The organism is Negadavirga shengliensis (genome assembly GCF_042652345.1).
GTDB classification, from domain to species: Bacteria; Bacteroidota; Bacteroidia; order Cytophagales; family Cyclobacteriaceae; genus Negadavirga; species Negadavirga shengliensis.
Genome location: NZ_JBHSJJ010000004.1, coordinates 526,772 through 546,826, shown reverse-complemented (window position 1 = coordinate 546,826; position 20,055 = coordinate 526,772). Strand labels below are relative to the sequence as shown.

The 20,055-nt window shown below is 45.2% G+C and carries 16 protein-coding genes; 3 read left to right on the top strand and 13 right to left on the bottom strand.

Annotated elements, in window-relative coordinates; all coding sequences use genetic code 11:
- The first annotated feature begins 53 nt into the window (after positions 1-53).
- Positions 54-683 carry a phosphoribosylanthranilate isomerase gene (trpF, locus tag ACFPFU_RS09945; protein ID WP_377064021.1) on the top strand — a complete coding sequence of 210 codons (630 nt, stop codon included), beginning with the start codon at positions 54-56 and terminating at the stop codon, positions 681-683.
- 20 nt (positions 684-703) lie between these two features.
- On the opposite strand, the gene trmB is transcribed toward trpF, so the two are convergent.
- From trmB to holA, 9 genes are all read right to left on the bottom strand, one after another.
- Entirely contained in the window at positions 704-1,363 is a 660-nt protein-coding gene (gene trmB, locus ACFPFU_RS09940; protein WP_377064019.1) for a tRNA (guanosine(46)-N7)-methyltransferase TrmB, read from the bottom strand.
- A 1-nt stretch (position 1,364) separates the two neighbouring features.
- Positions 1,365-2,666, bottom strand: coding sequence for a bifunctional folylpolyglutamate synthase/dihydrofolate synthase (locus ACFPFU_RS09935; protein WP_377064017.1), 1,302 nt, complete (start codon positions 2,664-2,666; stop codon positions 1,365-1,367).
- An 11-nt stretch (positions 2,667-2,677) separates the two neighbouring features.
- A complete protein-coding gene (locus ACFPFU_RS09930; RefSeq protein ID WP_377064015.1) occupies positions 2,678-3,643 on the bottom strand; it encodes an energy transducer TonB in 966 nt (321 codons plus the stop codon).
- 3 nt (positions 3,644-3,646) lie between these two features.
- Positions 3,647-4,039 carry an ExbD/TolR family protein gene (locus ACFPFU_RS09925; RefSeq protein ID WP_377064013.1) on the bottom strand — a complete coding sequence of 131 codons (393 nt, stop codon included), beginning with the start codon at positions 4,037-4,039 and terminating at the stop codon, positions 3,647-3,649.
- A 1-nt stretch (position 4,040) separates the two neighbouring features.
- Entirely contained in the window at positions 4,041-4,742 is a 702-nt protein-coding gene (locus tag ACFPFU_RS09920; RefSeq protein ID WP_377064011.1) for a MotA/TolQ/ExbB proton channel family protein, read from the bottom strand.
- A 1-nt stretch (position 4,743) separates the two neighbouring features.
- On the bottom strand, positions 4,744-5,421 hold the full coding sequence (locus tag ACFPFU_RS09915; RefSeq protein ID WP_377064009.1) for an SPOR domain-containing protein: 678 nt from the start codon (positions 5,419-5,421) through the stop codon (positions 4,744-4,746).
- A gap of 99 nt (positions 5,422-5,520) precedes the next feature.
- A complete protein-coding gene (locus ACFPFU_RS09910) occupies positions 5,521-7,188 on the bottom strand; it encodes a TonB-dependent receptor (RefSeq protein ID WP_377064007.1) in 1,668 nt (555 codons plus the stop codon).
- A gap of 16 nt (positions 7,189-7,204) precedes the next feature.
- Positions 7,205-10,189, bottom strand: a complete 2,985-nt coding sequence (locus ACFPFU_RS09905) for a tetratricopeptide repeat protein (protein ID WP_377064005.1) — start codon at positions 10,187-10,189, stop codon at positions 7,205-7,207.
- A gap of 15 nt (positions 10,190-10,204) precedes the next feature.
- Positions 10,205-11,224 carry a DNA polymerase III subunit delta gene (gene holA, locus ACFPFU_RS09900; protein WP_377064003.1) on the bottom strand — a complete coding sequence of 340 codons (1,020 nt, stop codon included), beginning with the start codon at positions 11,222-11,224 and terminating at the stop codon, positions 10,205-10,207.
- A gap of 125 nt (positions 11,225-11,349) precedes the next feature.
- Between holA and ACFPFU_RS09895 the strand changes: the two genes are divergently transcribed.
- Positions 11,350-12,042, top strand: a complete 693-nt coding sequence (locus tag ACFPFU_RS09895; protein ID WP_377064001.1) for a tetratricopeptide repeat protein — start codon at positions 11,350-11,352, stop codon at positions 12,040-12,042.
- Here ACFPFU_RS09895 and ACFPFU_RS09890 read toward each other — a convergent pair.
- Positions 12,029-12,865, bottom strand: a complete 837-nt coding sequence (locus ACFPFU_RS09890) for a universal stress protein (protein ID WP_377063999.1) — start codon at positions 12,863-12,865, stop codon at positions 12,029-12,031. The genes ACFPFU_RS09895 and ACFPFU_RS09890 overlap by 14 nt on opposite strands.
- Before the next feature lie 11 nt (positions 12,866-12,876).
- Positions 12,877-13,797 (bottom strand): 2-hydroxyacid dehydrogenase, encoded by a 921-nt coding sequence (locus ACFPFU_RS09885; RefSeq protein ID WP_377063997.1) that lies wholly within the window; start codon positions 13,795-13,797, stop codon positions 12,877-12,879.
- A 237-nt stretch (positions 13,798-14,034) separates the two neighbouring features.
- On the opposite strand from ACFPFU_RS09885, the gene ACFPFU_RS09880 reads away from it, so the two are divergent.
- The gene (locus ACFPFU_RS09880; RefSeq protein ID WP_377063995.1) at positions 14,035-14,883 is read left to right on the top strand and encodes a DUF2911 domain-containing protein; all 849 of its coding nucleotides are present in this window, start codon (positions 14,035-14,037) and stop codon (positions 14,881-14,883) included.
- 193 nt (positions 14,884-15,076) lie between these two features.
- On the opposite strand, the gene ACFPFU_RS09875 is transcribed toward ACFPFU_RS09880, so the two are convergent.
- Both ACFPFU_RS09875 and ACFPFU_RS09870 read right to left on the bottom strand, forming a co-directional pair.
- Positions 15,077-16,798, bottom strand: coding sequence for a sodium:solute symporter family protein (locus ACFPFU_RS09875; protein WP_377063993.1), 1,722 nt, complete (start codon positions 16,796-16,798; stop codon positions 15,077-15,079).
- Positions 16,799-16,870: 72 nt separating this feature from the next.
- Complete coding sequence (locus ACFPFU_RS09870) at positions 16,871-19,372, bottom strand: PIG-L family deacetylase (RefSeq protein ID WP_377063991.1); 2,502 nt, start codon at positions 19,370-19,372, stop codon at positions 16,871-16,873.
- Positions 19,373-20,055: the final 683 nt, after the last annotated feature.

Sequence of the window (20,055 nt, the reverse complement as noted above, 5' to 3'; positions counted from 1 at the left end):
TCTTTATCTTTGAGAACCGTTGAAAAATTACACAAATAATCGATCAAATTAAAATGGCTTTAAAAACTTTTGTAAAGATAGGCAATGTAAACAACTTAAGTGACGCCCGCTATTGTGCAGGGATGTATGTGGACCTGATGGGTTTTTCGCTTGAGGAAAATGATGAATATTTTGTAAGCCCCGCTACCTACAAAGAAATCACAGACTGGCTTTCCGGCCTGGAATATGCCGCTGAGTTTCGGGTGAGCCATCCTGAAAACATCCTGGAAACATTGATGGATTATGAGGGCATTACCTATATCCAGATAGAAGAACCGGCCCATATCCAGATGCTATATAATTCGGGCTATCAACTGATCCTTAAACAAACCGTTCATTCAAACGATGATTTGGAAAAGCTAAACACGATTGTTTCCAGTTTTGGTGAGCACGGAATCATCCTGTTGTTGGAATCCGAAAACGGTTTTCAAGTGGATGAGACCACCTGGAAAGGGGTGAAAAACCTTGCCGCCAGCTGTGAAGTCCTTTTGGGCTTTGGATTCGACGCAGGGAATGTAGAAACCCTGGTGGCCCAAACCGGGGTAAAAGGAATAAACATGAAGGGCGGCCATGAAATCAAACCGGGTATCAAGGATTTTGATGAACTCGCGGAGATACTGGAAGCCCTGGAAATCGAGGATTGATGACGCTTCTTTATCCCGGATCATGTAAACATAAACTGGAGGTATTTGATGCTTTCCCCTTTTTCCATAAACATTTTTTCATACCGCGTCATGATACCGTGATGGTCATCTTTCCAGGGAGACCGGTAAAAGTCCGAAGTGTCCTTTAATACCTTCACGTCCTGTCTCGCGCAAAGGACCATCTGGGTATATTCATAAAGGCCGGTATTATCTGTTTTAAGGTGGATCACACCTCTTTTTACCAACAACTTTTTGAACATTTCCAGAAACTTTGGAGATGTCAACCGCCTTTTTTCATCCCGGTCTTTTGGCCGGGGATCGGGAAACGTGATCCAGATTTCTGAAATTTCCCCCTCTTCAAATGCATCGCTCAACAACTCGATCTGGGTCCTTAAAAAAGCCACGTTGGTCAATCCCGATTCGCTGGCAATGGTACTTCCCTTCCATATCCTGGAACCTTTGATATCCACGCCGATAAAGTTGTTTCGGGGGTATTCCCTGGCAAGTCCCACGGTAAATTCCCCTCTGCCACAGGCCAGTTCAACTACCAGGGGGAGATCCTTTTCAAACTGGATCTTGTTCCAGTTGCCTTTTACAGTTTCAAAAACCGGTTTGCCCGGTTGCACTACGATAGGATTGGCTTCGTTTTGTTTAAACCGCTCCAGTTTTTTTCTTCCCATTCTAAAGATCGTTGATTTCAGCGACGACAAAAGTACTTCCTCCTACAAAAATAAAATCATCGGGTGTGGCTTTTCTTTTTGCGTAAGCTATGGCTTCGTTCACGTCATCTATAGCCACGCCGTCTATGCCAAAGGCTTTTGCTTTTTCTTTCAGCGCGTCTGCTGGCATTGCCCTGGGGAGTTGGGCCTGACAAAATATATAATGGGCCTTTTTAGGCAACAGGGCAAGCACCCCGTCCACATCCTTGTCATTTACCATTCCCCAAACCATGTAAAGTTGCTGATAGCGCATGGTTTTTATTTGGTCAACGACCGCTCTTACGCCGTCAATATTATGTCCTGTATCACAAATGACCAACGGTCTATCCGACAATATCTGCCACCTGCCTTTAAGGCCCGTATTTTCAACGATGTTGGACAACCCTTTTTTCATAGGGCGCATATCCATGGCGACACCCATCTTTTGCAGCTGCTGAATGGCCAGCCAGATAGCCGGCAGGTTTTGTACTTGGTAGGAGCCCAGTAAATCCAGCAAAACTTTCTCTTTGTGGCCATCCCATACTAGGGAGTATTCCATTTTAGAACCGAGTGCCAATTTTTTGACCCGTTCTCCCGGCATGACCTTCACATGCTGATCCGCAAAGATGATGGGGGCTTTTTGGCAATGGGCCACCTCTTTAAAAACCGGCATGGTCTCCGGATGTGTTTGGCCAATGATAACGGGCACACCCTGTTTGATGATCCCCGCTTTTTCGAAGGCGATTTTTTCCAATCGGTCTCCCAAAAACTGGATATGGTCCATGCCTATGCTGGTAATGACCGAGAGTTCCGGAACCAGGACATTGGTGCTGTCAAACCTTCCTCCCATGCCGACTTCCACCACGGCATAATCGACCTTTTGCTCTGCAAAATGCTGAAATGCCAAAGCCACCGTCATCTCAAAAAAACTCGGTTTCAGATCTTCCAGAAAATCTTTATGGTCTTCCACAAAATGGATCACTGCCTTCTCCGGGATCTCTTTTCCGTTGATTTTTATTCTCTCCCTAAAAGATTTGAGATGAGGGGAAGTATACAGTGCGGTTTTATAGCCTGACTCCTGAAGAACAGAGGCCAGGGCATGTGCAGTACTGCCTTTGCCATTGGTGCCTGCGATATGTATACTTTTAAACCGGGTCTGAGGATTTCCCAAGCGTTCGCACAGCCGTATGGTATTGCCCAGGTCCTTTTTAAAAGCCGGAGCCCCTACCCTTTGGTACATCGGAAGTGCATTGAACAAAAAGTCCAAAGTTTCCTTATAGTTCATACAGGTCTTCGTTAATCTACTTTAATGATAAAAGTTATCCTACCTGTGGAATATTCGGCGGTAGGGTTGCCGCTTTGTCTTTTGAAGGAAAGCTGGTTGACCACGGAACGGTAATAAGTGAGGACTTCATTACTGACATTGTATTCCAATGGTATAGCCTGAACAATCTTTCCATTATCGTCTACGGTAATCCTGAAAACAATTTTGCCGTTTCTGTTAGAAATGTTGTCATTGATGTTGGGTTTGGAGGCAAAATCCCATCCCGCAAGTTCCAGGTTATAACCTGCACCATCACCTGTATTTCCTTTTCCGGACTGCAATATAGACCTGCCATCCACCGTGCCTTGGGGCTTGCCTTCATCACCACGCTGGGCAGTATTGCCCTGATTGCTTCCTGAGGAAGGCTGTTGTCCACTTCCAGAGGTCCCACCAGCCCCAAAGATGGCCCTTGGGTCCACTTTTGGCTTTTCTTCAGCCGGTTTTTCGGCGGGTTTTTCCACTTCTTTTTCTGCTTCCGCAGGTTTTGTGGTGGGCGGAGCTGTCTCCGCCTTTTTCTCAGCTTCCTTGGGGGCTTCCGATGCTTCTTCATTTCCCCTCAGAGGACTTGGCACCTTAGACCTTGCTTCAAAAGATTTGGGCGCTTCAGTGGGTTGCGGCTTGGAAGCAGCAGGTTGTGAAGGGGAAACCGGTGGTACAACTGTCTCTGTCTGTTGGGGGGCAGGATCCCCCGGCGCGGGTGTTTCTGTAGCCCTGTCCTGTACTTCGGAAGGGGGCATGGTGGTTTGGTTGCTGCCGCTTCCCGCATCCGTAAAGCCCAGATTCAGTTCCAGCCCGAATTGAGACATCGGCGGTACGGGAGATCGCCACACCACGATAAAATACAAGGCTACCAGCAACAGGACATTGACGACAAAAGTAATGATCAATGCCTTGCGGTTGTTGTTGTATTCTCCTTCTTTTCCTTCCCAGACTTGCATGATTTATTTAAAAGGTTTAGTTGCTATAGAAACATTAGCTTCTAGCGTGGCCGCAATCCCTCCTATTTCGACGAGGTATTCCACAGGAACCTCTTTATCAATATGAAGGACCACATGACCTTTATTTTCCTTTAATAACGCGGTCAGTTCATTTTTAATTTCATTTCGGTCCACCCGTCTGTCATTGACCGAAAATTGAAGATCTTTGGTGACGCTGACGGTAACCTCCTGCATGACGATATCGGACGTTTCGCTCGAAGGCAGGTTTACCGGTAATCCGGACGGGGTAATGAATGAAGAGGTCAGCATAAAAAATATCAACAGCAGAAAGATGATGTCTGTCATGGAAGACATGCTGAAAGCGGCCTCTATCTTATTTTTGGATTGAAGTGCCATTTTATTTCTTGTCTTGTAACAGGTCCATAAACTCTATGGTGGTGTATTCCATATTATGGATGAGTTTGGAAACCTGGGTAACCAAGTAATTGTATCCTAAATAAGCCAGGATCCCCACCACCAGTCCTGTAGCCGTGGTGATCATCGCCTCATAAATCCCCGTAGAAAGCAGTTTAGGGGATACCATCCCTTCTTCCTGAGCCACACCTATGAAGGCGCGGATCATCCCCGCCACTGTCCCGAGAAATCCGATCATCGGGGCGGCACCGGAAACCGTGGCCAGTAACCCGAGATTTTTTTCAAGCTTGTAGATTTCTATTTTGCCCACGTTTTCTATGGCTACCTCTATGTTTTTCAGTGGATGTCCTATTCGCTCAAGCCCTTTCGCAATCATATGGGCCACCGGGGTTTCCTCTCCCTGGCAGATCATTCTGGCCTGTTGAATATTTCCGCTTTGTACCATCATTTTGACTTGATCTACCATTCCTTTGGGCGTTTTGGCCGCCTTTTTCAAGGTGATCAGCCGCTCCACAAAAATAAAAATAGCCAGAACAAAAAGGGCGTAGAGGGGTATCATCATGTATCCTCCTCTTATGAGCAGATCCATGAGGCCTATGCTGCTGCCAGTCGCATCTTCAATATTGGCCAGGGTGTCGATAACCTGTTGGTCACCGGTGGTTGACAAAGTTTGTAGTAAGATCATATTAATATTTGAGTACCCATAAATTTTCTTCAAAATCGGACCGGACTTCGTCGATTGTTGCCAATGCCGAATCCAAATTCTCAAATTGTCCTACAGAAAGTCTGTAGAAGGCTATATCTCCATAGGGATGGATCAAAAAGGTGTTTTTTCCCATTTTATTGAGTTTTTCAGAATAGTCTCTTGCCAAATCGTCGTCAATAAAGCTTCCGACTACGACAAAATAACGGGGAACATCTATTTTAGATGTAATTTCTGTTAATTTTATTTCTTCCGGCTCTTCCGGTTCCTCCTCAGCTATTTCCATATCAGCAGGAGGAGCCGCTGGTTCCTCCTCCCTCTCAACGGCTACCGTGTCTTCGCTTTCAGGGGTTCCGGGCCAATCGATCACCTTAAAATGATAAAGTCCATACCCTATACCCAAAAGCAACACCAACAGGATCAGCAGGATGATATAAGAACGCTTTTTCCCTTGTTTTCTGTCTTCGGTGACCTCATAAGTTTCCTTTTTTATATGGACAGCGGGTTCAGAAACCGGGGGCGGCGGTACGGCACCCTTAACCGTATCGCGGGCCTCCTTTTTGGGCACCTCGCTTAAAGGGGTGATGTTCACTTCAGGCAAGCCAAAATCCTCATCCTCATTGGAATGGTTTTCATGATCGTTGGATTTTTTTTCAGACATCTCAAAAATACATTTAATTGAATGTACTAAACTAACGCAAAACCTTCAATTCCCCAATAATGGGTCTATTAATTCCTTTTTTAAGACCTGTCGTTCCAACTAAAATTTAAAGCTGATCCCTCCTATTATCTGAGCGCCCCTTACACGGTAATTCCAATACCTTTCATAGCGTTGGTTCATCAGGTTATTGCCTGCGGCAAAAACGGAAAACTGGGGATGTATGGAATAGTCCACGCCAAGGTTAAGATCCAGAATAGGTTTCAGCGTGTCCCTGGTCCCCGAGGCAAGGTTCACCGCCGCTATTCCCCCCATTGCCCGGAAATCGGCATTGATCAACCATTTTTTGGTAGGTGTGAAGGTATTGGTGATATTGATTTCCCATTCGGGTCTGTGCCAGGGGGCCGCAAGCTCAGATAACGTGTATTGGTAATAATTTGCCGACGCATCCAGCTTATAGTTTTCATCGAAGTTGTATCCCACATTGACGTGGTACTGAAGCACAGTGGTCACATCGTCGTAAATCAACTGAAAACGGGTGCTATCCTGCACATTGTTTCCATAAAAATGCATGTTGGTAAAATCCCCGTATTTAAAACCCGCCTTATAGGTCAATTCCCCGTTTATGGCTCCGGTCACACCGGCATCCACCTGGTAGTTTTGAATGGTATTCCGTAGCTGTGCAGAAGGTCCCAGAAAAGGATTTTCCATGACAAAATCATAATACGTATTTCTGATCACATCCCCTTCATAAGCGCCGTATATCCCAAATCCCGGAACAAAATGATAAGAAATAAACGCTTCCGGGAAAATGTGGAAGTCCATGTTTTTATTGGGTACGATATCATTCTCCTGCACCACGTTTGCCCCGATTCTTATCTTAAAACCCTCCTGCTGAAAAGCGATATAAGGATTGAGTTTGAAATAATTTCTGTTGATATCCGAATAAGTAATATCCGAAGGCGACGTAAAATAAAGACGGGAATGGATTCCCCCATGTAGGGATTCATTGGCTCTGAAGCCAGCATGGGCCTTTATACTGGCCTCATTTTCACTCGCTTCATAACGGTCGGCAAACAGCCTGAGACCAAGTGCCGCATCAAAGTCAAAAGATTCTGTCCGTTCAATTTTTCTAAGTCCCGCAGTAGCCCTGAAGGTGTTGAAAACCTGCCGGATGTCCTCGGGAACAATCTCTATGGCTGGAATAGGGGTATATCCATAAAAATGGTACATGTCCCTGTGAAATCCGAGTTTACCAAAAAACTCCACATTATCTCTAAAAAGGCTTCCGGTTAAATCCACTTTACTATGGTCTTCCGCAGAATTTTTACCGTCAACCGGACCTTCATAAAATCCCTGGTGACTGATGTCAATACCGTAATTCATATCGGGATCCGGCAGGCTGTGGATTCGAAGTTGTAACAAGGGGGATGAATAATTCCCGAAGCCCAGTTTACCAAACGTACTGAACTGCTCCGCCTCTTCCCGGGGAAAAGCCTTGGTAAAGGGCTGAATGTCTAACTTTACGGGGTCAAGGTCAACAAAAAAGTTCTGAACCGAATACGAATAATTCTCCCTTGAACTTACCGGAGGGAGACTCGGTGTCCTTTCAAAGACCCTTGGCTGCTTCGGCAGGGTCAAAACCCTGTCTTTCCGGATTATAAACTCCGTGTCCCTTATCTCCCCTCTTTCTCCGGGAGTCTGTTGAGAAAGCGCTGCCATGAGCGGGCTTCCAGCCAAAAACAATATCAAAACAACTTTCCTTATCATCGTAAACAACGTTGGCTCAATTAATAGTGGATAATAATTGGGATGCCTCTTTTTTTACCTGTTCATTGGTGGAGTTTTCCACGATAGACTCAAGTGTGGCTTTGGCCTGAAATTTTTCATCCATTTGGATATAGTTTTCAGCAAGCACGATAAATTGTTTTCCATACCAATAATCGTAACCTCCAAAAGGCTGTGAATGATCAAAAATCAAATCGTTTGAACGGCTGTATTCTCCCCTTTCATGGTAGCTGCGGGCCAGCAGATACAGGGCCTCAGCCCCTTGCTCCGTTTTGAATTCATTTACCAAATCCATAAGCACTTTCGATGAATTTTCTGTATCACCTCTATTCATCAGGGATTTTCCTTTGATAAGCATGGCACGGGGCGCTGCGTCCACCGTGATGTTGCCGAGGCCAAGGACCTGGTCAGCATAATAGATGGCAGAGTCGAACCGGTCAGTTTCGTAATAAGCCTGCATCAATCCCCGGTTGGACTCATATTCTTCCACCTTGTTCCTTGCATTCTGAACCGAATGTCTGAAATAAGGGATGGCTTTGGCATAATTACCGTTTTCGAATTCTATCTCACCGATTTTTTGGACCACACGTGTCCTCAGGTTATTGTCCTGGGTATTTTCGAGCTGATAAAAAAGTTCCAATGCCTTATTGTGGTCCCCCGTACGCATATAAGCATCCGCCAGAAAGTACCTGGCTTCGGGGACCTGTGGCGCATTGGAATAACTTCTTATAAAGGACTCCAGGGAACGGATGGCTTCCCTGTAGGATTGATTGAAAAACAGGTTTTTGGCTGCTTCAAACTCTACATGCTGAAGGTTGCTGCTTCCGGGATTAACTTTTCTGTAATCAGAGAGGTAACGGGAAAATTCCCCTGATCTGCCTTGCAGGGCCAGGCTTTCCTGCAAACCTACCAGCGCTTCTTCCACATTATCTGCATTGGGATGGTTGTCCAAGATCCGTTTATAATCTTCAATAGCCCTGTCATATTCCTGCAGGGAGTAGTTAGCCACGGCCCGTCCTTCCAGCGCGAAAGGGATAAAAGGGCTGTTGGGCCTGTTATTGATCAAGGCTGAAAACCCGTCCCTGGCTTCTGCATAACGGGTATCTTCCATATTGATCTGGGCTTTTTGGAACAACGCATCCTCTATGTAAAGGCTGTTTGGATAGTTGTTGATGACCTGATCCAACCGTTGGATGGCTTCCCTGTTTCTGTTTTCAAAATTCAACACAACTCCAGAACGGAAATAAGCATAGTCAGCATAAGGGCTGTTTTCTTGGGTAGCCCGGTTAAAAGCCGACAACGCCTCCTGGAATTTTTTCTGGACGTAGTACGTATCTCCTAGTCTGACAAGGGCATCATGATAATTTTCTTTCTCTGCACTGTTTCTGAGCTTATCGGTGTAAGCCTTGAACTGGGGTTCCGCCTTGGCATACTGGTCTGTGTTGAAGTAGGCATAGCCCAGACCATAATGTGTTTTGATAAGGCTTGGATCATTGGCAGCAGGCCGCATGGCCATAACCCTTTCATAAGCCCTGATGGCTTCCTGGAGGTTGTTGTTGGCCGCATGGGTTTCTCCTTTCCAAAACTGGGCCTGTACCTGCAGGCTTTTGTCCAAAGGATATATGAGCGATTTGTCAAAGTACTGTAATGCGGCGGGGAACTTATTGTCCCTGTAATAGGCAATACCCTGATAGAAGGTGACCTTTTGATAAGCCCCTTTGATCCTGTCGGATTTCTGTTGCATTTTTTCCATGTGCTCGATGGCACGCAGGTAATTGTTGGTGTTGACCAGGGCATCACTGAGGAGATTTTCTGCCTCCCTCAAATGGGTGCCCTGCGGATAAGTCCCCAGATAGGTGTCGAGTGCCACCACGGCATCCTGGAAATTGCCCCTCTCGAGGTTTACCTTTGCATAATTGAAAAGGGCTTCCTCTTTGATTTTGGGATCATGGTCGCTTTTGTATGCAGCGCTGAAACTGTTTGACGCGAATTGGGGATTGTTTAACTTGACATAAGCGTGGCCCAAATAATAACTGGCCACCTGTCCCAACTGATCGTTTACAAGGGCTACCTCCTTGAAAAAATCACTGGATTCCTGATACTTGCCGGTCTGATAATAGGACACACCCGCTTTGTATTGCTGATCCCTGGATAAGCTGCCCTTTTTTGCCCTCACGAATTCCCCATAATGATGGGCTGCATTCGGATGATCTCTTTTTTCATGATAAGCTTCGGCCAGCAATAAATGGATGCTTTCCTTTTTTTCCAGACCGCTTCTTTCCAGAACAGACGGCGTGTATTGGATGAGCGCATCATAATTTTCCTGCTGGTAATAGATGGAAGCCAACATATAGGGTACTTTTCCCGCATAGGTTTTGGACTTTTCAGCCTGTTGGAAATCCTGAATGGCTTTTTCGTAGTTTTCTTGCTGAAAATACCCGTATCCCGCATAATAATAGGCATCCGGCAGGTAGTCACTCCGATACCGCTTTGCCTGCTCCATATAAGTAATGGCTTGGGGATAGTTTTTCAGCTGAAAAAATGCATATCCCGTCTTAAAGAGCAGCTCAGGTCTTTGTTCCCCAAAGGTCTGTTCGGAATCCACTTTCCCATAACTCTCTATGGCTTTGGGATAATTCCTTTGGTCAAAATAGTGGTTTCCCAAGGTCATCGCAGCGGTGTTTTTCAAGGGTTGCTGCGGATATTCGAGAATGAAGGCTTCCAATAGCGAAGGGCCGTCGGGATTTTCCGTTCTGAGAGCCGATACGGCATAATAGTAGTCCCTTTCCATTTCCCTGTTGACACTCAGAGGCTTATCCTTCAACCGTTCAAATCCGATTTTGGATGCGGCATATTGGTTTTTTTGAAAAAGCTCAAAAGCCTCTTGAAAATCACTTTCAAGGCTGTTTTGATAAAGGGTAGACTGTGCCCCTGCCCTGACCCCTATCATGAGCAGTAAGCAAAAAACCAGGTTTCTTTTCATTTCCATCGAATGGAATTAGTGCATAATTTTAAATATCAATTCTTTTAACGCCTCAGGATCTTCCATATAGGTATCAATACCTTTGGAACGTAAATCCGCTTCTTTCAGATATCCGATCACATCAATAATCTTGCCTAAGGGATAATTTTTTGCTGCAACGATATACTCCTTAACAAAATAGGGATTAACCTTCAATATTCCAGCGAGTTGTTTTTCCGGAAGGTTTTTATTGGCATGGACGAGCAACAGCCTGGTAAAATGAAGGTAAAGCAGGGCCAGCAGAGGGATCAACGGATGGGATTTGGGATTCTGGCTAAAATATTGGATAATGGTATTTGCCTTCATCACATCCCGGTAACTCAAGGCCTTGGTAAGCTCAAAATTATTGTATTCCTTACTGATCCCTATATACTGCTGGATATGGGAACCGTTGATTTCTACCGGCTCATCAAAATTGATGAGCATCTTGTCGATCTCGTTGGTCAGCACTTCGAGGTTGTTTCCAATGGATTCTGCAAGTATCTGACAGGCCTTCGGTTCAATGCTGAAGCCTTTGTCCTTGATGTATTGCTCTATGTAAGGAGAGAGCCTGTATTCCGGCACTTTATCGGATTTTACCAAGACCGCCCTTTTATCCAGTTCTTTGGCCAATGCCTTTCTTCCATCCAACAACTTATACTTATGGGCAAAAACCAGAATGGTGCTGGGGAGGGGATTCTTAATGTAGGCCATGAGAAGGTGATCACCCGCTTCCTTTCCCAAATCAGAAACATGCTGGGCTTCCTTGACGATAACCACCTGCCGTTCGGCCATCATAGGAAAACGTTTGGCATTGGTAAGGATTGTGCTCATGTTGGCATCCTTACCGTACATCATAATCTGGTTAAAGCCTTTGTCTTGGGGAGCTAAGGCATGTTCCTCGATATAGGAAGTGATTTTATCTATAAAATAAGGTTCTTCTCCATGAAGAAAATATACGGGAGCAAACTTTCCTGCCTTGAGATCTTTAAGCGTGCTTTCTGGGTTACTAGGCATCTCTGCTGAACATGCTTTTTGGTTTCGCATCCAAATATAGAAAGAATAAAAGATTTATTTTGGAGGAAGGAAACAATAGCTTGATTAGTTTTGTATTTATTTTGATACCAAACCCGTTGACGAAAGTGAGTATATTTGAAAGAGGCATTGCCAAATATAAAGAAGGAAAGTTTGAGGAGGCTTTGGAGGTATTTCAGCAGTTGACTCAGGAAAACCCCTCCAAAACAGAGTATTTGCACTATAGAGCAAGGGTGCAGTCCCGCATGGGGCGGTTGGACAAGGCACTGGAGGATTTCGATCTGCTGATAAAAGGACATCCTTATGAAACGGATTATATAAGCGACAGGGCCGTTGTTCTCCATCTGATGAAGAGGAATGAGGAGGCGCTGTCGGAGTTGGACCGGGCGCAAAGCCTTGATCCCAACAATCCCTACAGGTATTCCAGCAGGGCTTATCTGAAAGACCGCCTGGGTGATCTTCACGGCGCCATTGCCGATTATGAAAAAGCCATCGAACTGGACCCGGAAGATGCCGTTGCATACAACAACAAGGGGCTGGTAGAAGAAAAGCTGGGATATTTGGCGAAATCGACAAAAAGCTTCAGCAAAGCGGACCACCTGACCGGATATCAGCCCCACCGTCCGGGTGAGCATCACGCTCCCGGTATTCCAAATGCGGGGGATGAGGCTGCCATCGATGCAGAAAAAAAAGACACCGGTTTTCTCCATTTCTGGTCGGTGCTTTCTCAAATCATCTCAGACGGGAAAACCAGAAAGGAATTTTTCCGCTTCATAAAAAACAAGATTACAGGGTCTTGATCACGTACAGGGGCTTATTGATAAAATAGGACATTTTCTTGGAAAGATTCTGGGTAAAAAGCTTCTCAAACCAGCTCTTTTTGGAGCTTAATGTAAACAGGATGTCTCCTTTTGCGGTGATCAGGTAATTTTCCAAACCAAGTCCCGGGTCATCCCTATAGGATTTAAGCACAAAGTTGATTTTCTCATAGCGGACGAAGGGAAGCATTTCCGTGACCATGGATTGGTGGAGCGCCTTGTCTGTGGCCCTTATCTGGGAACTCACATGTACCACATCCACTTCGCTGTCAAACTGACCTGCTATTTCCACTACCTTTTGGATGGCCAATTTATCCTCTTCTAAATAATCTGTTGCATATACTAATTTCCGGGGGGGTCTGAAAAAAACTTTCCTTGGGATAATGAACACATCCTGAGCGGCGTTCTGAACCACCCTGCTGGATTTGGTGCCTATAAAATTCTTTTTGTATTCGTTGACGCCTTCGGTCCCCATCACAATGAGGTCCGCTTTTTTTTCTTCACCCAGCTCCAGAATGTTATCCAGTGCTTTTCCTTCTCTGATCAGTCCCAAGCAGGAATGAAGACCGTTACGAAGGCCTTCTTTCTCCACGGTTTTGACCAGGTTGTTCAATTTATTTTCTGCAAAACTCAGGCTTTCTTTGGGAAACTGCGTAGGAAAAAGTTTGAGATAATCTTCTTTGTTGGGTACATGGAATAATATCAGTTCCGCATGGAGTTTCTCTCCGAGTTTGGTAGCATACTCTATGGCGTTCAATGAACATTCTGAAAAGTCCGTTGGACAAAGGATGGTATAGTTTTTCATAGGTAACAGCTTTAGTAACCTTGTTGTTGGTTTATCGGGTTGATCAGGGGTTTGCTTTCTTTGAGGTTTTTGTAGTTGGTCATGATTTGGGGAGCAGCAGCAGAGGGATTGGTTATGCTTGCGATGTGGGGGGTGATCATGATCCTGTCATGGTCCCAGAATGGATGTGATTCCGGCAGGGGCTCGGTATGAAAAACATCCAACATGGCGCCTTCAAGATATCCTTCATCCAATGCCGTGATAAGATCTTCTTCTACAAGGTGTTTTCCTCTGGCCACATTGATCAGATAGCTTCCCTTTTGGCATTTTTTGAAAAAACCTATGTTTAGAAAGCCTTCTGTCTTTTGCGTAAGCGGTAATAGACAGACAATGACATTCACACTTTTCAAAAATTCCTCCAATTGGTGACCGTAATAATAGGGATGGCGGAAATCTGTTTTAGGGTTATTGCCGTACCCAACTGTCTTTATACCCAATCCGGCCACTTTGTCCAAAACATCGCCTCCCAGTTCGCCTACTCCCAGTACCCCCACAGTAATGTCGATTTCAGGGTTACTCATATCCCATACTTTTCTTTGCTGATCTTTGATATACCTGAATATCTGTCTGTGAAAATTCAGTATCCCCATGACCACGTAGTTGGTCATTGAAAAAGTCAGTCTGGGATCCACTATTCTGGTGATGGGCAGGTGCCGGGGCAAACTCGGATCGGAAACAATATGGTCTACCCCGGAGCCCATGGAACATATTAATCTCAGATTTGGGAATTTGTCCAGGATACCATGGGGATGTTGCCATAAAACCACCACCTCAACACTTTGCCGGTCATCTATTTCGGGATAAACCTGGATAGTTATTGAGGGGTCAATTTCGGTGAATAAATCCACCCATTCCTGAACATCTTTGTTGGGAGCTATTATCGCTAAACTCATGAATGATTTAAATTTGATGATTTAATTTTCAAAAGTTGATGATTCCCCTAAAACCTAACAAAAATCAAAACTCCTTTTCATCTAACTTATTTGAAATACTTTGGGTGATGGTCGTTCTACATTGGTAATATTTAATAAATTTACCAAGAAGAAACGGCATATTTTACTATTCAAATGGAAATATAACCGATAGTCTAGCCCATGACTATTACAACTACAATTTAATTATAATAATCTATGAAAACAAAAAATGTTTACGTCCTGTCGGTCCTTTTACTGTTGATTAATTTTGCGTCATACGGCCAAATTAAAATGCCCCAGGCAAGCCCGTCCACCAAAGTCACCCAACAGGTTGGCCTGACCAATATGGCCTTGGAGTATAGCCGGCCAAGCAAAAGGGAAAGGAAAATTTTCGGTGAACTTGTCCCTTATGGAGCGGTATGGAGGACAGGAGCCAACAATGCCACCACTTTGGCTTTTGATACGGAAGTGATCATTCAGGGAAACAGGATACCTTCCGGAAAATACGCGCTTTACACCATCCCCGGTAAAGGGAAATGGGATATCATCCTCTCTACCAACACCCAATTATGGGGTTCCATAGGTTATACGGATGCTGATGACATCGTGCGTTTTTCGGTTCCGGCCAAAAAGCTGAAGAACACGGTAGAAACGATGGAAATCAATTTTTCCAGCATAACCGATACCGGCACTACTGTCGGCATTCAGTGGGACAAAACCAGAGCCGAATTCAGGGTGGAAACAGAAGTGGATCCCATTGTGATGCAGCAAATCAAGGAAATGATCATAGACAAAAACACGGATAATCCCGGACTGTATTTTCAAGCCGCCAATTATTATTATAACAACAATAAAGACCTTAGGACGGCCTTGGAATGGATAGAAAAATCCGTCGATGCCGATCCAAAATACTGGACAGTCCATCTAAAAGCCAAAATCGAGCACAGTCTGGGCATGAAAGAAGAAGCCAAAAAGACAGCGCTTCAATCCATGGAGTTGGCCAGAGAAGCAAACAACCCGGATTATGTGGGATTGAACGAAAGGCTGATCAAATCCATAAAATGATCAAAATGAGGCTGTCTCACAATTCTTTTCAATTGCTTACAAACCTTTTTTGTCAACGGAATAAGTTGATGATGAGGCTCTTCAAGGGTTTTAAACCCTTGAAGAGCGCTTCTTCCCTATCCCCAGATCGAAACAATATTTGGTTCGCTATCGGAGGTATTTAATTATGATCCAGTTTTTATACCCGACAGGCTTATAAGGATTTTGGGGTGTTTTTTCCAATTAATGGCTGCATGACGGCTGCCAAAAGCATCACCAACAAACATCCTATGGCGTTGTACCAAAGAAAACCCACCCGGATGGGGATACCCAAAAACTCTCCCCCATTAAAATAATGTAACAACAAGATAAACGCTTCTGCGAGAAGGGCCGACAAAAACACCGCATGCCCCCCTACCCACTTCATAAAGAACCCTACCAGAAAGATCCCCAGAATGGTTCCATAAAACAAAGAGCCAAGCAGGTTTACCGCCTGGATCAGGTTCTCGAAAAGAGAAGCATAGGTGGCAAACAGCACGGCAAAAATCCCCCATAGTGCGGTGAACCATTTGGAGGAATACATATAATGCCTGGAGGATTCCTCTTTTTTGATGGATCTTTTGTAAATGTCTACCGTGGAAGTGGAAGCCAGGGCGTTCAATTCGGAAGCGGTGGACGACATGGCAGCGGAGAATATCACCGCAAACAGCAGTCCGATAATACCTTTTGGAAGATAATCCATCACAAAGCGCATGAAAACATAGTCGGTGTCGTTGGTTTCTGCCAGAGGATCGCTTTCCAGGATAAGTTCTTTTACTTGGTTACGCACTGCTTCCTGATTCTGGCCTTTTTCCTCAATTTCCCGTTGGCGTATTTGAATTTCCTCATCGTTCCCCGCTTCTATGGCTTCCAAAAGCTGGTAGATACTTTGGTTCTTCGATGCGAAAGCCTGGCCATATTCCGATTCAAGGGATTGCAAATCCGGCTGATGTTCTGTTTGCCTCAATTTATCCAGTTGGATGGCATTGAAAAAAACCGGAGGCTGGTAAAACTGATAAAAGACAAATACCATTACCCCTATAAAAAGGATGATGAACTGCATAGGCACTTTCAGAAAGCCGTTCATCATCAGCCCGATCCGGCTTTGGTTAAGGGACCTTCCTGATAAATAACGCTGCACTTGGGACTGGTCCGTTCCGAAATAGGAAAGAAAAAGGAAAAGTGCTCCCGTCATTCCCGACCAGAAATTGTACCGGTCTGACAAATCAAACTCAAAATTGACGATATTCAGTTTGCCCATTTTTCCGGCCACATGCATGGCACCGGATAGGCTCACCGGAATCATCTGGATGACCAATATCCCCGCCAGTATCATTCCTCCCATCATCACCGCCATTTGCTGCTTCTGTGTAATGGACACGGCCTTCGTACCGCCTGATACGGTATAGATAATGACCATAAAACCGATGAAAATATTGGTAAGGGTAAGGTTCCAGCCAAGCAGTGTGGACAGAATGATGGAGGGGGCATAAATGGTGATGCCCGCCGCCAGCCCTCTTTGGACCAAAAACAAAAGGGCCGTCAATGTCCGGGTCTTGAGATCAAACCGGGACTCCAGGTATTCATAGGCCGTATATACTTTAAGTTTGTAATATATCGGTAAAAACACGATAGAAAGGATGATCATGGCCACCGGTAAACCGAAATAGAACTGGATAAAGCGCATGCCGTCGGCATAGGCTTGTCCGGGAGTACTTAAAAAAGTGATGGCGGAAGCTTGGGTGGCCATAATGGAAAGTCCGATTGTCCACCAGTTCATGTCATTACCCCCTTTGAGGTACCTCTCCATGTCCTTTGGACCATATGTTCTGTAAATGCCGTATCCTGCTATGACGCTGAGCGTGCCAAATAGAATTATCCAATCAAAAGTACTCATGAATAAGTTTTTGTGACGAAATAAAACAAAAAGATTAAAATGGCGAGCACAATAACCTGTAGCAGATAAAGTCTATTCCAATTCAGATAATTTTTTCCCTTCACCGTTTTGCTCGATTAAGTTGACAAATAGTTTGATGGCTCCGGGTACACCCGCAGGCAATAACCTAAACCAGGAAATCCCGGAATAGGCATAGGTGCCTTCGCCATATCCGGCGAGCAAGAGGGAACCTTTGGTGGCGGGCTCATCGGGATCCTGCATGGTAAGAGGGGTAACATACCGTTTATCCCAGGTACCCGGAAAATACAGTCCTCTTTCCTGAACCCACCCGTCAAAATCGGCGGGTCGGATTTTGTTCGGGTAGCGGAGAACCGGATGTTCTTCAAAATTGATGTCCACCGGTGATTCTTCCACTGTGATCCTGTCCCTGGAGAGTTGTATCGGGTAAGGGCCCAGTTCCCTGGTCAGTAAAGGAGATATGGTGTTGTACTGTACAATAAGATTCCCTCCTCCATGTACATATTCCATAAGTTGGTCGGTACTGTTGGCAAGCGCCTGGTTGACATTAAAAGCCCTTATTCCCACGATTACCGTCTGGTATTGTTTTAGCCGGCTCAATGTCAACTGACCGTTGTCCAGTATCTCTACCGGATAGCCGAGATCGGCCAATACTTTTGGGACTTCATCCCCGGCACCCGGAATGTACCCTATTCTATGCAGACTCATATCCATTTGAAGCCTGATAAGGTTGAACTCAGCCGGAGGGAAATAGGTAAGGTTCGGGATATGCTTGTACAAAATTCTCCTTTTGCCCTTGCTGTAAATGCTGCCGTCCCTTGTTTTATAGTGAGCCAAAATGGTGGATTTTTCCGGTCCATCCCCTCCTTTCAGCTTTACCCTGTACACGATTTTGCTTTTTGATTTGTCCTCCTTTTTTTCCAATATCTCATAATCATCCTTATCCAACCCTTCAAACGCCAAATCCCCTTCTATAAAAGAATTTTCAAAAGTTACTTCGACGGTAATCTCCTCCGGGTTATCATTGAGTAAAAATACGTTATCGGCATTGACTTCCAGGGTAATGCGCGGCAAGACGGTAAATGGCTGGATGATCTCACCGTCCACCTGATCGTTGTAGCGGTATTGGAGGGGAACAGGCCATTCGATTTCCTGACCTTCTATTTCCAGTGTCAAGACGGCCATTACCGCAGGATCGTTGAAAGGCTTTCCTATCCGTTCCTGGTCATCAATGGAAAACAAGTTGTTTTCAGGCGCCCTCTCCAACCAATAAGGCTGGGAAACCGGATAATCATCCGGTAAATGAAGGACAATAGCGGTATTAAAGGGCCGGTTGCCTGCCAGGGTTTCATGGAGGTTTTCCGCATGCCCCACTGTCTTCACATTTTTTAGTAAAATGGGAATGTCAGAAGGATTATTGGCTATTAGCGTACTTTTTATTTCATCGGATGGGTAAGACAATTCCTTGTTGGAGGTGAATAGCGCCTTGAATCCCAATACGTCCAAAATGATCCGGTCGATCTGCTCCCTTTTTTCCTTCATCCAGCCGGGGCCATCCTTCCGGAGATCCAAAAGCGCTTTGATTTTCTGCAGACCTGCCAGGTTGTTTGCAGGCACCAAAAAATCGAATCCGCGCAAAACCTTATCGATTTCCTGCTGGATAAGTTTTCCATTATCCAGCTCCTCCCATCTGTTTGCAACGCCCTCAAAAGGATGATTTTCAAATTCTTCTCCATCTACCAGTTCCATGAAATCGTCACTTTCCCCGATCTGGGCTGTGGCACCGAATCCCTGGGATTTGTGCATGGTCCTGCTGTCCGCGGCTATTTGTGAATAGGTAGTGCCAAGGAGCGGATTGTATTCCCCGACCGGGAAATTATGATAAAGCTTGTCTTCTTTGGGCTCATATTGTCCCCCCCAACTATAAGCATTCCAGAATATCCTTTTTGCTTTCCAGGGAGAAACCCATTTCAATTGTTCCGGAAACACCTTGGGGTCCGCTGCTTTTTGGAAGGCCTCCCCTGCCAGGATGGCGGATGTGGTATGATGCCCATGCGTGGTCCCCGGAATGGTATTGAACCGGGTGATGATGACATCAGGCTGAAACTTGCGGATAACCCAAACCACATCCGATAGTAACTTTTCGCGGTCCCAGTTGTTCAAGGTTTCGTCCGGATCGCGGCTGAAGCCGAAATCTATGGCGCGGGAAAAATACTGTTTGCCCCCATCCGTTTCCCTGGCCCTGAGCAGCTCCTGGGTGCGGATCATTCCCAATTCAATTCCCAGTTCTTTTCCTATAAGGTTCTGCCCACCGTCACCCCGGGTCAGGGACAGGTAGGCTACCTGCATGTGTTCCTTATTGGCCAGGTAGGCGATCAGCCTCGTATTCTCGTCGTCCGGATGCGCCGCGATGTAGAGTACCCTTTTGGTTTCTTTGAGTTTAAGGAGATCGTGGTAGATCTCAGAAGAGGTCTGGGCATACAGCCCGTTCAAAAAGACAGCGAGGGCTAAGAACAATAGCCCCGCCGTTTTTTTGAGAAATCTGTCCAGGTTCATACAGTGATGTTTTAACTGACAAGCTAAAATAAGTGATTAAGTTCATAAAACTAATTTATATAAATGGAAAATCAGCAGGTCTCCAGGATCTGGGACCTGTCTCCCTATACATCAACAGGTTAGCTTTCAGGTGTTATCCCAGCGAATTGTAGACGGCATTTACAACCGGCGGAGCGCCGATGGGTGTAGCCCTACTTTGTAATTCCACACCATCTACTGTGCTATCGTCGGGTTAAAAAAATGGTATTACATACACTTCTGCACCGTTTTCAAAAGGGACAAAAGGATGTAATACAATCCACATCCAGTTGGAGTGACGGGGATTAAATTCTGGAACTGGCTGGGTCCTGTCTAGTATCTACTACTGCCTGTATATACAAAGATCTCCCTTCTATGCTATAGATGATCTTATAGTTTCCTTTAATCAAATAGCGATAAGAACGGTTTACTACCTTGTTGGTCTCTTGGGGTGATCCCGATTTGGAAAAGGCCTCTAATTGGCGGGTTCTCTCCAGTTTCCTGTCATGATTTGCATTTTAAAGTTAACGATTTATTTATATAATTGATTCTTCCGAAAAGATGATTTCCTGCAGTCGCCATCCCCTTCGAAGGTTTAAATTGGCTAATTCCCTAAATTAGGTGTATGTCCTCAAAAAAGGTTAACCCTAGAAAGCTCCCTCGAT

Coding starts and splice junctions, on each gene's coding strand:
- trpF (WP_377064021.1), top strand. CDS start 54: ATGGCTTTAAAAACTTTTGTAAAGATAGGCAATGTAAACAACTTAAGT.
- trmB (WP_377064019.1), bottom strand. CDS start 1,363: ATGGGAAGAAAAAAACTGGAGCGGTTTAAACAAAACGAAGCCAATCCT.
- ACFPFU_RS09935 (WP_377064017.1), bottom strand. CDS start 2,666: ATGAACTATAAGGAAACTTTGGACTTTTTGTTCAATGCACTTCCGATG.
- ACFPFU_RS09930 (WP_377064015.1), bottom strand. CDS start 3,643: ATGCAAGTCTGGGAAGGAAAAGAAGGAGAATACAACAACAACCGCAAG.
- ACFPFU_RS09925 (WP_377064013.1), bottom strand. CDS start 4,039: ATGGCACTTCAATCCAAAAATAAGATAGAGGCCGCTTTCAGCATGTCT.
- ACFPFU_RS09920 (WP_377064011.1), bottom strand. CDS start 4,742: ATGATCTTACTACAAACTTTGTCAACCACCGGTGACCAACAGGTTATC.
- ACFPFU_RS09915 (WP_377064009.1), bottom strand. CDS start 5,421: ATGTCTGAAAAAAAATCCAACGATCATGAAAACCATTCCAATGAGGAT.
- ACFPFU_RS09910 (WP_377064007.1), bottom strand. CDS start 7,188: ATGATAAGGAAAGTTGTTTTGATATTGTTTTTGGCTGGAAGCCCGCTC.
- ACFPFU_RS09905 (WP_377064005.1), bottom strand. CDS start 10,189: ATGAAAAGAAACCTGGTTTTTTGCTTACTGCTCATGATAGGGGTCAGG.
- holA (WP_377064003.1), bottom strand. CDS start 11,224: ATGCCTAGTAACCCAGAAAGCACGCTTAAAGATCTCAAGGCAGGAAAG.
- ACFPFU_RS09890 (WP_377063999.1), bottom strand. CDS start 12,865: ATGAAAAACTATACCATCCTTTGTCCAACGGACTTTTCAGAATGTTCA.
- ACFPFU_RS09885 (WP_377063997.1), bottom strand. CDS start 13,797: ATGAGTTTAGCGATAATAGCTCCCAACAAAGATGTTCAGGAATGGGTG.
- ACFPFU_RS09880 (WP_377063995.1), top strand. CDS start 14,035: ATGAAAACAAAAAATGTTTACGTCCTGTCGGTCCTTTTACTGTTGATT.
- ACFPFU_RS09875 (WP_377063993.1), bottom strand. CDS start 16,798: ATGAGTACTTTTGATTGGATAATTCTATTTGGCACGCTCAGCGTCATA.
- ACFPFU_RS09870 (WP_377063991.1), bottom strand. CDS start 19,372: ATGAACCTGGACAGATTTCTCAAAAAAACGGCGGGGCTATTGTTCTTA.